This is a genomic window from Selenomonadales bacterium (assembly GCA_017442105.1).
Taxonomy (GTDB): domain Bacteria; phylum Bacillota; class Negativicutes; order RGIG982; family RGIG982; genus RGIG982.
Genome location: JAFSAX010000126.1, coordinates 1 through 12,123, shown reverse-complemented (window position 1 = coordinate 12,123; position 12,123 = coordinate 1). Strand labels below are relative to the sequence as shown.

Here is a 12,123-nt window from a genome sequence, read left to right as displayed (position 1 = left end):
CCGATGATCTTACCGTCTTCTACGACAGGGTAGTGGTTGAAGTTCGTTTCTTTGATAACTTCCTGCATTTCGCTGACGAGATCGTCTTTTTCAAATGTCGTCAATTTCGTCTGCATGATGGACGATACCGGTACAGCCTGATACAAGAGGCGTACGCTTCTGAGTGTGTTGTAATCGGTCGCAATGACGAGAACGCCTTTTTCTTCTGCACGTTTCAAAAGTTCTGCCGGCATCTGTGCGCCGCACGTCAAGATGATCGCATCAACGCCTTTGGTAAGACATTCTTCGATCTCCGTATAACGACCACCGACGAGAACGACAGAATGTTCCTGTACCGTTTCGCGAACGAATGCGAGCTCGCCTGCCGCTACGAATACACGACCGCAAAGTTTACGGTCGAGGTCGCCGCCGCAGAGAACGGTACCGTCAAGACCTTTTTTCACCGCTTGGAACGTGATACCGCTGTCTGCCAAGTTTTCGAGCTGGATCTCTTCGAAATAACGACGTGCAAGATCCATGACCGTTACGATACCTTTGAGCTGATTGCCTTCTGCTACGATCGGTACCGATTTTACTTTATATTCATGCATCAACATACCGACTTCGCGGATCGTTGCATCTTCGCTTGCCGTTACAATAATGTCTTCCATCACATCTTTGATACGCGGATATACGTCAGCCAAGAAAACAGGTGCTTCCATGCCGAACGAATCGAGTGCGAACTGCGTTTCTGCATTCACCTGACCTGCTCTTGCAGCAAGTGCGGATGCTTCTCCTGTTTCGCGTTTCAAATGTGCATATGCAAGTGCCGAACAGATGGAGTCTGTGTCAGGATTGCGATGACCGATAACATAAACTGGTTTTTGCATTTTCATGTTTCTCCTCCGTTTTTGGAATAATATCCATAAAATATAATATCAATTCGACATGTATTCTATTTTTCCTATTTCATATCGAATTTTCTTTTCCGATACTATATGATACAATAAAAAAAGCCCCCTTGTCTACTCATTTCCCAAAATCGAGCTGACAAGATGCTGTTTTTGCGATATTTCTTCATAAAGGAGTTCCATATGACGAATACAATGCCACAAACCTATTGGAGCCGCCTCTTGCGCGCGATCCTCGAATTTGACCTCATCGAGCCGAACGACCGCATCCTGATCGGCTTGTCGGGCGGTAAAGACAGCCTGTTCTTAACCTATGCGCTCTCTGTTCTCCGCGACCGTCTGCCGATGAACGTATCGCTTCATGCCGTTTTTATCGACGCACAGTTCTCCGACGATTTCGATACGGCTCCGCTCCGCGACTTCTGCAATCACCTCGGCATCCCGCTGACAGTACAGCAGGTCAATATCGCGCAGGCGATACGCAACCAAGACGGCAAAGACCCCTGCTTTACGTGCGCATTTTTCCGTCGCGGTGCCATCGGCCGCATCGCCAAAAAGCTTGACTGCAATAAGATAGCCTACGCCCATCATCACGACGATGCGGTGGAAACACTTCTGATGGGGCTGTTCTCCTCCGGACAGATCAAGACATTCCGCCCCAAAACGTATCTGTCGCGTCAAGACCTTACCGTCATTCGCCCGCTCATCTACTTCCGCGAATCAGAGCTGGCGGATTCGGTGTCGATACACGGCTGCAGTCCGCTCAAGAATCCCTGCCCGCTCGACGGCAAGACGAATCGACAGGATACGAAAGAGCTGATCGAACAGCTCGGTAAACAATTCCCGAATCTCTATTCTCACCTGTCTGCCGCGATGCGTGAAGATGCCGTATCAGACTTGTGGCCAAAAGAGCTTACTCGCGCACAGATGAAAGAAAAGCATACTGCGTTCATGCGACTGATACATAAAAAATGATGCAACTACTGTTGCATCATTTTTTATTTCGGCAGATAGTCGAGTATCACGCGGTACGCTTCTTTTATCTCTTCATATGTATAAAATCGACAATTCGCAGGGCTGGTCGAAGGAAGCGCAACAGCTTCTCGCCCCGTCTTGGGCAGACAGTGCCGTTTATAGAGCTGTGCGGCCTTCGTCCCCGTCGTGAAGATCGCTCGGATATCTGCATGCGCCAATATCTCATTCATATCGTTTGGCTCGGCATCGCGGATACTGCCATCGTCCGCACCTTTGATAAGACAGCTCTTCAGCACATCCCACAGCGCAATGTGATGACGTCTAAGAAAGTCCTCCTTGTCTGCGACAGACTGCGGTGCAGGCTCATCGAAAAGGTCTGCCATCACACGCCAGAACTTATTCTGCGGATGCGAGTAATAATAGCCGACCTCGCGCGACTTGGGCGATGGGATCGTGCCGAGTATCAAGACGCGCGAATCCTTATCGAAGGCGGGCGGGAAAATATGCGTTACCAATTCATTCTTCATACAGATCTCTCCATGATATCAGATACTCTTTTGATTCGTCCTTTCCGTGTCCTATCCCTGCCATACTGCTATCTTGCGCGGAACGTATTGCATGCCGTTTCGTGATACGCAGTCGCTCTGTGACCACCAACTTCGATCGCCTCTGCCGTACAGGCTCCGCTGTTTTGATAGATGCAGGACATGACCGAACAGGAGATGCGGTCACAATCACCGCCCGTTTCCGTATTGTTCGTAAGCGACGAATAGATCGTCTTGTCAAGGAACGAAGAACAGCTCGTCTGACCTTTCTCCTCTGCCATACCGCCGCAAACATCGATCCCGTTTGCATAGCAAGTCCCTGCCGAATTATGTGAACACGTTTCTGCCTGACATCGTACTCTTGCCATCACCATTCCTCCTTATGCGAAATATCGTTTTAAAAGACCGCGGAATGCGCACCCGTGACGCGCCTCATCTTTGCACATCTCATGCACGGTATCATGAATGGCATCAAGGTTCTTCTGCTTCGCAAGTGTCGCAAGACGTTTTTTCCCTTCGCATGCGCCGTACTCTGCTTCGGCACGCATCGTCAGATTCTCTTTGGTACACGGTTTGACGACCTCACCGAGAAGCTCAGCAAACTTCGCGGCATGCTCTGCTTCTTCCCAAGCGATTCGTTTATACGCTTCGGCGACTTCGGGATACCCTTCGCGGTCACCCTGTCTGCTCATCGCAAGATACATACCGACCTCCGTACATTCTGCGATAAAGTTGGCACGAAGCTCCTCCATGATCTCACTATCAACACCTTGCGCAACCCCGATGCGATGTTCGTCAGCCCACGCACCGCTTGCACTCTGCTCCACAAATTTTTCTTTCGACGCATGACACACAGGACAGCTCATCGGCGGTTCATCGCCGCGATGGACATACCCACACACCGTACAAAGAAATGTTTTCATACCGATCGCTCCTTTCAACCCGTTTGGATCACCGAATCTAGTATGCGCATCGAACGAAAATCTATGCCATGCATTGCCATTTTTATAATCAAGCATTTTGTGTCTGTTTTATTATTTTTTATGCCATTACAACAATATCTCTTTTTATATTCATTATCATATTATTTGTCCCAAATAACAGAAAGTATCACTTGCTTTATTTTACTTTCAATCATATAATATATTTACAAGATAACCCTTCTATTTTTAGCGAGAATAAGCTTCTTTTATTAAAATAAAAGAAAGAAAGGTGTTTTTGCTTTATGTTTTGCAATATATTTAACCCCGATACCTATCGCAATGCGTTCCCCATCTGTGCCGCCTATCTTCCACTCGGTCTGGCATACGGTATTTTCGCACAAGCAATCGGATTCCATACGATCGAGATATTTTTTATGTCACTTTTCTTATTCGCTATCACAGCGCAGTTCATCGCGATCTCGATGATCGCGGGCGGTGCTTCTCTCGAATCGGTCATCGCCACCGTTTTTTTGATCAATTCGCGTCATTTTTTATACAGCACGACACTCGTATCCCATCTCAAAAATCACTCCAAGCGTTTTTTATCCCTGTTCGCGCAAGGCGTCGTAGACGAAACATTCGCCGTCAATCTGATGAAGTTTACAGGTGGCAGTTGGTGTTCAAGCCGTGCACTCGGTGTCAACATTCTCGTCCATATCACATGGGTACTCAGCAGTGTTATCGGCAGTATACTTGGCGAGTTCATCTCGCTCGACGTGAGTGTGATCGGCTATATGTTGACGGCCATGCTCATCTGCCTTTGGACCTACACGCTGAAAGACAAGACGTTTATCATCGCAGGTATTGCAGGAGGCCTGATAGCTGTTCTGCTCGTCGATCTTGCCGCAACAAAAGCCAATATTATCATCGCCGCCTTATCTGCGGCAACGCTCGGCTATTGGCTCAATACAAGGAGAGTGAAAAACCATGTCGAATCTTGAGCTGATCGCTTGTATCGCAGGAATGTTTTTCGTAACGTATCTGCCACGTGTACTGCCGCTCTTTTTGTTCGGCAGCGGTACTATTTCTCCGCGACTTGCAGAATGGCTTCGCTATGTACCGCCCGCCATCTTCGGCGCACTCGTCTGCTCGGGCATCTTTTTAGAGGGCAATTCGATCGACACGAATCTTTTCAGCCCCGATCTTCTCGTATCTCTCATCGTATTTATCATCGCACTCAAAACAAGATCGCTCTTCCAATCCGTCTTTTGGGGAACGCTGATATATGGCACCATTGTCTATTTCGGAATATAAAAAAACTCGCCCTTACGAGCGAGTTTTTTTATTTAATCTCTATGAAACTGTCTGAGCATGACTTCGTTGGGGTCTTCCCATTCTACGGCCTTTCCTTGCGCCAAAGATTTCGGTGCATCAAGGAGTCTTTGATTTTTGGAGCCGCGGAATTTAAGCGTGATATCTCTCTGTGCCAGAACAAACGGACCGTCCACAAGCATATCGAGCGACGCTAAAAAATCTGCTGTGCCTTTATCCGTTTTACCCATTGCGAGGAGTTCTTCGAACGTATACCCCGTATAAGCAAGCGTGTGCAAGTTTTTTTCTTTGGCATAGCGCGCCAGCTCTGCCATCGCCTCCGATTGCATGAACGGTTCACCGCCCGAGAAGGTGATACCGCGGATCAATTTTTGTGCATCTATTTGTTCTTTGAGCCAATCGACGGAAACGGTTTCTCCGCCGTTCGGATCATGTGTCTGCGGATTGTGACACCCTACGCAATGATGCTCACAGCCTTGTGTAAAAATAACGAATCGCATACCGGGGCCGTCAACGACACTTTCTTCTATCAATCCTGCCAACTGTACATCCATCGTATTTCCTCCTATTTATCGTCAGAAAAGCCACCTTTACGCGGTGGCTTTTTCTTTTATTTGATTATTTTACATCGCCGACATGCGTGATGCGGTCATGGAGTTCTGCCTGTTTTGCATCGTTGAATCGTTCGAGCGTGCTGAGATAGCCCGTGATTCTGCGAACACGGCTGATATTGTCTTCTTTGCAGACCGGACAGCAGTCGCCTTCGATAACGCCCAAGTATCCGCACTCTTCACAGAAGTCAACAGGGAAGTTGATACCAGCATAACCGATATCGCTTGCCGCCATATGACGAAGAACGTCTTCTACGGCATCAAGATTGTGGATCGGCGGTGCTTCGAATTCAACGTAGCTGATATGACCTGCGTTCGTATATTTGTGGTATGCACCTTCAATACGCATTTTGTCGTATGCGCTGATCGAGTACGATACCGGCACATGGAACGAGTTCGTGTAGTATTCTTTATCCGTTACGCCCGGGATCACGCCGTATTCTTTGCGGTCCATGCGAACGAAGCGTCCCGACAGACCTTCGGCAGGTGTAGCGAGCAAGGTGAAGTTAAGCTGATATTTCGTTGCGGCTTGATCCATTTTGTTGCGCATGAAGGCAACGATCTCTTCACCGAGAGCATGTGCTTCTTCGCTCTCACCGTGATGATGACCCACAAGTGCGGTGAGCGTTTCTGCCAAACCGATAAAACCGACCGACAAGGAACCGTGTTTTACAACAGACGAGATATCGTCGTTCATCGACAATTTGTCAGAATCAAGGTAGAGGCCTTGTCCCATAAGGAACGGCATATCTCTTACTTTCAGACCTGCCTGTACCTGGTAACGGTGATAAAGCTGTTCGACCGCCAAGTCGATCAAGCTGTCGAGTTCTTCGTAGAATTTCATCAGATCGCGTTCTGCTTTGATCGCAAGACGCGGAAGGTTGATCGTCGTGAAGCTGAGGTTGCCGCGGCCGTCCGTTACTTCGGGACCGCAGATGTTCGACATAACACGCGTACGACAGCCCATGTAGCCGACTTGATCGCCGTATTCACGATTGAACGAAGAATCCATGAAGCTGAACGTCGGGTTAAGACGTTTGGACGCTACGCGGATCGCGAGTTTGAAAAGATCATAGTTCGGATCGCCCGGGTTGAAGTTGACACCTTTTTTAACACGGAACAAAATATTCGGGAAGATCGGGTTTTCACCACGACCCAAGCCTTTTTCGTATGCCAAAAGGACGTTGCGGATAACTTTGCGGCCGCCTTCGGAAGTATCAAGACCGATATTAAGGCTGGAGAACGGTACCTGCGCACCTGCACGGCTGTGCATGCTGTTAAGATTGTAGATGAACGCTTCCATTGCCTGATATGTTTCTTCTTCTGTCGCATCTTCTACATACGGAGCCATATCGCGGTCGAAGAATGCGAACGACTGACCACCGTGCATATCGTTCTGCGAGCTTTGGAGAATGATCGCAGCAAGCGCTGTTGCCGAGCCCGGACGTTTCGGCGGACGAATGTAGCCGTGGCCGTTGTTGAAGCCTTCTTTCAAAAGCTTGCCAAGCGGGATCTGGATACAGTTGAGCGTTTTACCGTAGAAATCCAAGTCATGGATATGGTAGTCACCGTTGATATGTGCCTGCGACATTTTTTCGGGGATCATACGGCTCAGATAGTAAGCACGGCTTGCCGCACTGGCGATCTGGAGCATTTTTGCCGACGGAGAGTTGGAAACGTTCGCATTTTCACGGCTCGTTTCTACCAAGATGTCTGCTACGGCATCCATCAAGTCGGAACGTGCTTCACGCATTCTCGTACGTTTTGCACGATAAAGGATATATGCTTTGGCCGTTTTCGCATGACCGCGTTCGATCAATACTTTTTCGACCATATCTTGTACATCTTCTACGCTGAAGATCTGACCGCTGTATTTTTTCTTCAATTCACGGAGTACTTCAAGCGTCAATTCCATTGCCATCTGTCTGTCCGCACCGCCAACAGCCTGTGCAGCCTTGAAAATGGCATCTGTAATATTCGACTCATCGAACGGCACTTCACGGCCGTCACGTTTTTTGATTCTTGCAAACATGATTTTCTATTCCTCACATTCTTATAATGGTTTTTTATTCTGGATAAGACTTTCCAACGCTTCTTTGAAGCTCTCGATATCGGCGAATTGCCGATACACCGATGCGAATCGCACGTATGCTACTTGATCGACATTGAGCAGATGACGCATGATACACTCTCCGATCTCCTGACTGGAAACCTCCCTCTGCTGACTGCCGCGAAGTTCTCTCTCGACTTCAGTTGCGACTTCTTCCATCTGTTCTACCGAAACGGGACGTTTTTCACACGCTTTCATCAAGCCGTTCAATACCTTCTCCCGTTCAAACACAACACGTCTGCCATCTTTTTTCCGCACCATGAGCGGCACCTTCTCCACCATCTCGAAGGTCGTAAATCTTGTACCGCATTGATGGCATTCCCGTCGTCTGCGGATCGTGCTGTTGTCCTCCGTGGCACGCGAGTCTATGACCTTGCTTTCCACATAATTACACGCGGGACAGCGCATACGTTCACTCCTTTCAGCGTTTGGCAAATAATACTATATCTTGTATGTATCTTTCTCTCGCCACACTATATCTAGTATAGTGTTTCTCTCTCCCGATTGCAAGGGGCTATCGTTTTTTAATAAAATTTTTTCTATAAATAAAAAAACAGGCGTCCGCTTCTTGCGCACAACGCCTGCTTATCAGCCTCTATTAAATTGTTACTTTCCCATCTCTTTTGAGCGCTCCGTTGCCGCTATGACCGCGTCGATCAAGGCTCCGCGCACACCTTGCTGTTCCATGATGTGTACACCTGCGATCGTCGTTCCTCCCGGCGATGTCACACGGTCGCGAAGCACCGCAGGATGCTCGCCCGTTTCCAAAACCATCTTCGCCGCACCGTAAAGTGTCTGCGCCGCCAAAAGAATTGCATCTTGGCGACCAAGACCGACACGCACACCTGCATCAGCAAGCGCATCTATCATAACAAAACCATAGGCAGGGCCACTGCCCGACAGACCCGTCACGGCATCCATCGACGATTCGGCTACGACGATGGCACGACCGACAGCATCAAAGACAGCTTTCGCAAACGATGTCACCTCTTCGTCTGCATACGCCCCCATCGCAAGTGCCGCCATGCCCGCATTGACAAAGACAGGCGTATTCGGCATCACGCGCACGATCGGTACATTCGGCAGATGCGCCTGTAACTTATCGATCGTAACACCTGCCGCAATGGAGATAACGATCGTATCGGAAGGTACGTTTCCTTCCAATTCAGCAAGCACACTGCCGATCACTTGCGGTTTGACGGCAAGAAAGAGCACATTCGCCCATGCAGTAAGCTCGTTCATTGCACAGCCTTCTACGCCGTATTCTTCTTTCAGTACAGCAAGACGCGCCTTTGATATATCATACACGCGTACCTGTTCCGCCTTGACCAGACCAGCTTCCAATATCCCGCCGATGATCGCTTCTGCCATCGCACCACCGCCGATAAAACCTATCTTCTTATCTTGAAACATCGTATATCGCTCCCATCCGATTTGATTCATTTGAACAGTCGATACAAAAAACTCTTTTTCAATTTTTTTCGCATTACAGCTCTGAGTACTTTCTTTTTCAGCAATACCGCCAACAGCTTCTCGGGTTCAAGCTCTTCCTTCATATTGGCATACAGTATCTCTTCGTAAAAATCCGTCTTACGGGCATATCGCCAAAACTCATTGCTCAACTCCAACTCGGGCTGACGCCACGGCTTTATCTGCGAAGAAAAATGCAGTATCTTGCAATCGTCTTTTATTCTCATTGCACGCGGTACAAGCATCTCTTCGTATCGTTTTTCACAATGCAGCATATGCCATTGGAAGTTCCATACTTCATCAAAATGATATATCTTATTATAACAGACAGTATTGAGTACATCCTGATCCAGATATAGCAACTTTTCTTTCGGTGTCCGACTTATCATCTCAAAACATTCGGTCATCAGATCATGTTTCAGCCATTGCTTCATATTGATCACAAGCACACCTGCATTCACATATCCGAGTCCGTCTATACCCAGATCTTTTTTCAGTCGTTCATCCATCATATGCGCATAACAATCCCGCACACCTGCAATATAATGTTCTCCTATGTCTTCATTCAACAACGCAGCAACATCGTCTTTCACAACCAGATCACAATCCAGATAAATGACCTTTTCATAAAACGGCATTATCTCAGGTATGACCATTCTAAAATATGTTTCTTTGCTGAAATGCGCTCGAATATGCAGATCGACCTGTTTTTGATTGATAAGATCGCCAACGTCAACACAACGCACAACAACATTTTTACTACCGATACCTTCCAACCGCCGAACGAATGCATCACCCAATCCATCTTGCAATATATAGATTCTGTAAAAATCATTTTCACTGCAATGTTCAATGATGGACTGTATTGTCACCGCATTATAACACGCATACTTAGCATTGACAGCAAATACGATCGGAACAACACGCCGATAACCATCCGGTATCTGTGCATCATTGACACTGATTTTATTTTTATGCTCCATATCTTTTTCAGTACACGAGATCATTTTCATGAATCCTCCCGATTATACACATCTATCAAACCTTCAATATCATTACAGCTTTTTATAACTAATTCGATAAGCTATTTTGTTTTCCTGCACTTTTGAACACATAATGCACGGAGGCTTCGAACAACAGCCTCACCCCTTCGATGTCTGCTCACTCACATCACGATGCACAGAGCATAATTACTCAACAACTTCCCTTCCTCAAAAAAGCGCATTTATCAAAATAGATAAATGCGCTTTTGCCCATTATTCTTTTTTAGGGAATAACCTCAGACCTCGTCTGCCCTTCTTCTCGTTCACCATAGCGGCTTTTACCAAAATGACATCTTCCCCAACACGTTCTATCATCTCCCACGGGATACGCCATTCTTCTGCTTTCTCAAAAAAAGCGATACGACCGCCTGCCTGCGGTAATATGATCGCTGTTATCCGCCGTTCAGCAAGATCGACCTCCGCATCGACGATCCGTCCAAGACGTTTGCCGTCCGCAATGGAAACGACTTCCTTGGCCTTGAGCTTCGAAAACAAAACAGCCGCACCTATACTATCCATCGAATCGCCTCCTGCTAATCTATATCCGATTGCAAGGCGATCTATTCCGATTATTTTGCCAGATCATCTTCATCTATCAATATCACATCGCGTCCCATCGTACGTACCATGTCGTACGATACCGTTCGCTTCTCTTCCGATTCGAGCAGTCCAAACCACGGTCTGCGCACGCCGATCACGAGTGATATCACCTGTCCCGTTTCTTCATCGAACGCGATATCCGCGACTCGCCCGATACGCTTGCCGTCCGCCACTCCGATGACATCTTTTCGGCGCAGTTCTCTCATTGTAAGCATTGCCGTCCCCCTCTGCTTTTTCTCCAGTATATGAGAACGGCATGATTCCTGCTATTGTCCGAGCATCTCCGCCACCTTGCTTCGGTAGATGATACGCTTTTCATTTTCTTCGCCCGATATCTCCTCCGCACTTACTGCAACAGCGGCGTCTACCATGCACAGAGGCGGGAAAAGGACACACCACCAATTCTGCCCTTTGCCTTCACCGATGATGATCCTGACGGCTTCGTATTCACCCGCAGGCACGACCAGATCACCATACACCCTCAGCGGAAACGCGAATCTCCCCACCTCCATTCTGACTGTATCGTCTTCTCCTGCTTGCTCCAGCACAGTCTGCGCCGCCGCGATGACTTCATCTTCACGCATCAATACGATACGTTTCGCTTCCTCACTGTCGTCTGCCGCCTCCATGTCATCGGCAAGCGTCCGTATCACCGCATCTCTTACACGCAGTTTGACTGCCTGTTCGCGCACGCTGTCACCGTTTGCGATCACATGAAGACGCAGCAGCTGCCCTGAGCCGACCGACGGTACACTCGTCTGTCCGAATACATGATAGAATATCCACCCCCACCCGATACATGCCATCGCGATGATGATGCGCAATACGATCCTTCTCTCCATCATCAGCCACCTCACACATACTTCTTCATATGTGAAATGGCAGCTTTCTCCAGACGAGAAACTTGTGCCTGCGAAATGCCGATCTCTTCCGCGACTTCCATCTGCGTTTTCCCTTCAAAAAAGCGCAGATTCAAAATATGTTGTTCGCGTGCACTGAGATGTTTCATCGCTTCGCGGAGCATGACACTCTCGAGCCAGTTCTTGTCAAGGTTCTTATCATCGCTGATCTGATCCATCACAAAGATGGGGTCACCGCCGTCATGATAGATAGGCTCGAACAGCGAGATGGGCTCTTGTATCGCATCGAGCGCAAAAACGATATCCTGCCTGCACATATTAAGCTCCTCGGCGATCTCCTTGATAGACGGCTCACGCGAATACTTGTTCGCCAGCATATCACGCGCCTGCAACGCCTTATACGCCGCATCGCGCATCGAGCGACTGACGCGGATCGGATTATTATCGCGCAAATATCGTCTGATCTCCCCGATGATCATCGGCACCGCATACGTGGAAAACTTGACATTCTGCGACAAGTCGAAGTTGTCGATCGACTTCATCAGTCCGATACAACCGACTTGGAACAGATCATCGACATACTCTCCGCGATTATGAAACCGCTGTATCACACTCAGCACCAACCGAAGATTCCCGTGAATGAGTATCTCACGCGCCTCCGTCCGCCCGCTCTGCAATTCCTCGAACAAGGTCCGCATATACGAAGCCGACAGGATCGGCAATCTGGACGTATTCACACCGCAAATTTCTACTTTATTGATCAT

The 12,123-nt window shown here is 48.1% G+C and carries 16 protein-coding genes; 3 read left to right on the top strand and 13 right to left on the bottom strand.

Going from position 1 to position 12,123, the window contains the following annotated elements:
• A partial coding sequence (locus IJN28_04910; protein ID MBQ6713109.1) for a CBS domain-containing protein occupies positions 1 to 869 on the bottom strand: 869 nt, incomplete at its 3' end.
• Between the two features lie 204 nt (positions 870 to 1,073).
• Here IJN28_04910 and IJN28_04905 point away from each other — a divergent pair.
• Complete coding sequence (locus IJN28_04905; protein ID MBQ6713108.1) at positions 1,074 to 1,865, top strand: tRNA 2-thiocytidine biosynthesis protein TtcA; 792 nt, start codon at positions 1,074 to 1,076, stop codon at positions 1,863 to 1,865.
• Positions 1,866 to 1,888: 23 nt separating this feature from the next.
• Here IJN28_04905 and IJN28_04900 read toward each other — a convergent pair whose 3' ends face one another.
• From IJN28_04900 to IJN28_04890, 3 genes are all read right to left on the bottom strand, one after another.
• Entirely contained in the window at positions 1,889 to 2,392 is a 504-nt protein-coding gene (locus IJN28_04900) for a DNA-deoxyinosine glycosylase (GenBank protein MBQ6713107.1), read from the bottom strand.
• A gap of 68 nt (positions 2,393 to 2,460) precedes the next feature.
• The gene (locus IJN28_04895; GenBank protein MBQ6713106.1) at positions 2,461 to 2,778 is read right to left on the bottom strand and encodes a DUF1540 domain-containing protein; all 318 of its coding nucleotides are present in this window, start codon (positions 2,776 to 2,778) and stop codon (positions 2,461 to 2,463) included.
• A gap of 12 nt (positions 2,779 to 2,790) precedes the next feature.
• Positions 2,791 to 3,333, bottom strand: coding sequence for an NADH peroxidase (locus tag IJN28_04890; GenBank protein ID MBQ6713105.1), 543 nt, complete (start codon positions 3,331 to 3,333; stop codon positions 2,791 to 2,793).
• 302 nt (positions 3,334 to 3,635) lie between these two features.
• Here IJN28_04890 and IJN28_04885 point away from each other — a divergent pair, with 302 nt between their 5' ends.
• Together IJN28_04885 and IJN28_04880 are read left to right on the top strand one after the other, a co-directional pair.
• Positions 3,636 to 4,334, top strand: a complete 699-nt coding sequence (locus tag IJN28_04885; protein ID MBQ6713104.1) for an AzlC family ABC transporter permease — start codon at positions 3,636 to 3,638, stop codon at positions 4,332 to 4,334.
• Positions 4,321 to 4,647, top strand: coding sequence for an AzlD domain-containing protein (locus IJN28_04880; GenBank protein ID MBQ6713103.1), 327 nt, complete (start codon positions 4,321 to 4,323; stop codon positions 4,645 to 4,647). The genes IJN28_04885 and IJN28_04880 overlap by 14 nt, the downstream gene beginning before the upstream one ends.
• Before the next feature lie 32 nt (positions 4,648 to 4,679).
• Here IJN28_04880 and nrdG read toward each other — a convergent pair whose 3' ends face one another.
• From nrdG to sigG, 9 genes are all read right to left on the bottom strand, one after another.
• Complete coding sequence (gene nrdG, locus IJN28_04875) at positions 4,680 to 5,219, bottom strand: anaerobic ribonucleoside-triphosphate reductase activating protein (GenBank protein MBQ6713102.1); 540 nt, start codon at positions 5,217 to 5,219, stop codon at positions 4,680 to 4,682.
• 64 nt (positions 5,220 to 5,283) lie between these two features.
• Positions 5,284 to 7,308, bottom strand: coding sequence for an anaerobic ribonucleoside-triphosphate reductase (gene nrdD, locus IJN28_04870; GenBank protein MBQ6713101.1), 2,025 nt, complete (start codon positions 7,306 to 7,308; stop codon positions 5,284 to 5,286).
• Between the two features lie 21 nt (positions 7,309 to 7,329).
• The gene (nrdR, locus tag IJN28_04865) at positions 7,330 to 7,794 is read right to left on the bottom strand and encodes a transcriptional repressor NrdR (GenBank protein MBQ6713100.1); all 465 of its coding nucleotides are present in this window, start codon (positions 7,792 to 7,794) and stop codon (positions 7,330 to 7,332) included.
• Positions 7,795 to 7,992: 198 nt separating this feature from the next.
• A complete protein-coding gene (gene proC / locus IJN28_04860; GenBank protein MBQ6713099.1) occupies positions 7,993 to 8,799 on the bottom strand; it encodes a pyrroline-5-carboxylate reductase in 807 nt (268 codons plus the stop codon).
• Positions 8,800 to 8,825: 26 nt separating this feature from the next.
• Positions 8,826 to 9,869 (bottom strand): glycosyltransferase family 8 protein, encoded by a 1,044-nt coding sequence (locus IJN28_04855; protein MBQ6713098.1) that lies wholly within the window; start codon positions 9,867 to 9,869, stop codon positions 8,826 to 8,828.
• A 243-nt stretch (positions 9,870 to 10,112) separates the two neighbouring features.
• On the bottom strand, positions 10,113 to 10,418 hold the full coding sequence (locus tag IJN28_04850; GenBank protein ID MBQ6713097.1) for a YlmC/YmxH family sporulation protein: 306 nt from the start codon (positions 10,416 to 10,418) through the stop codon (positions 10,113 to 10,115).
• Positions 10,419 to 10,468: 50 nt separating this feature from the next.
• On the bottom strand, positions 10,469 to 10,714 hold the full coding sequence (locus IJN28_04845) for a YlmC/YmxH family sporulation protein (protein ID MBQ6713096.1): 246 nt from the start codon (positions 10,712 to 10,714) through the stop codon (positions 10,469 to 10,471).
• Positions 10,715 to 10,765: 51 nt separating this feature from the next.
• Complete coding sequence (gene spoIIR, locus IJN28_04840) at positions 10,766 to 11,344, bottom strand: stage II sporulation protein R (GenBank protein ID MBQ6713095.1); 579 nt, start codon at positions 11,342 to 11,344, stop codon at positions 10,766 to 10,768.
• An 8-nt stretch (positions 11,345 to 11,352) separates the two neighbouring features.
• Complete coding sequence (sigG, locus tag IJN28_04835) at positions 11,353 to 12,123, bottom strand: RNA polymerase sporulation sigma factor SigG (protein ID MBQ6713094.1); 771 nt, start codon at positions 12,121 to 12,123, stop codon at positions 11,353 to 11,355.

Excerpts from the sequence above, each read along its gene's own strand:
- IJN28_04890 (MBQ6713105.1), bottom strand. The coding sequence starts at position 3,333 with ATGAAAACATTTCTTTGTACGGTGTGTGGGTATGTCCATCGCGGCGAT.
- IJN28_04885 (MBQ6713104.1), top strand. The coding sequence starts at position 3,636 with ATGTTTTGCAATATATTTAACCCCGATACCTATCGCAATGCGTTCCCC.
- IJN28_04845 (MBQ6713096.1), bottom strand. The coding sequence starts at position 10,714 with ATGCTTACAATGAGAGAACTGCGCCGAAAAGATGTCATCGGAGTGGCG.
- IJN28_04880 (MBQ6713103.1), top strand. The coding sequence starts at position 4,321 with ATGTCGAATCTTGAGCTGATCGCTTGTATCGCAGGAATGTTTTTCGTA.
- nrdD (MBQ6713101.1), bottom strand. The coding sequence starts at position 7,308 with ATGTTTGCAAGAATCAAAAAACGTGACGGCCGTGAAGTGCCGTTCGAT.
- nrdR (MBQ6713100.1), bottom strand. The coding sequence starts at position 7,794 with ATGCGCTGTCCCGCGTGTAATTATGTGGAAAGCAAGGTCATAGACTCG.
- spoIIR (MBQ6713095.1), bottom strand. The coding sequence starts at position 11,344 with ATGATGGAGAGAAGGATCGTATTGCGCATCATCATCGCGATGGCATGT.
- IJN28_04905 (MBQ6713108.1), top strand. The coding sequence starts at position 1,074 with ATGACGAATACAATGCCACAAACCTATTGGAGCCGCCTCTTGCGCGCG.
- IJN28_04900 (MBQ6713107.1), bottom strand. The coding sequence starts at position 2,392 with ATGAAGAATGAATTGGTAACGCATATTTTCCCGCCCGCCTTCGATAAG.
- IJN28_04855 (MBQ6713098.1), bottom strand. The coding sequence starts at position 9,869 with ATGAAAATGATCTCGTGTACTGAAAAAGATATGGAGCATAAAAATAAA.
- proC (MBQ6713099.1), bottom strand. The coding sequence starts at position 8,799 with ATGTTTCAAGATAAGAAGATAGGTTTTATCGGCGGTGGTGCGATGGCA.
- nrdG (MBQ6713102.1), bottom strand. The coding sequence starts at position 5,219 with ATGGATGTACAGTTGGCAGGATTGATAGAAGAAAGTGTCGTTGACGGC.
- IJN28_04850 (MBQ6713097.1), bottom strand. The coding sequence starts at position 10,418 with ATGGATAGTATAGGTGCGGCTGTTTTGTTTTCGAAGCTCAAGGCCAAG.
- IJN28_04895 (MBQ6713106.1), bottom strand. The coding sequence starts at position 2,778 with ATGGCAAGAGTACGATGTCAGGCAGAAACGTGTTCACATAATTCGGCA.
- sigG (MBQ6713094.1), bottom strand. The coding sequence starts at position 12,123 with ATGATCAATAAAGTAGAAATTTGCGGTGTGAATACGTCCAGATTGCCG.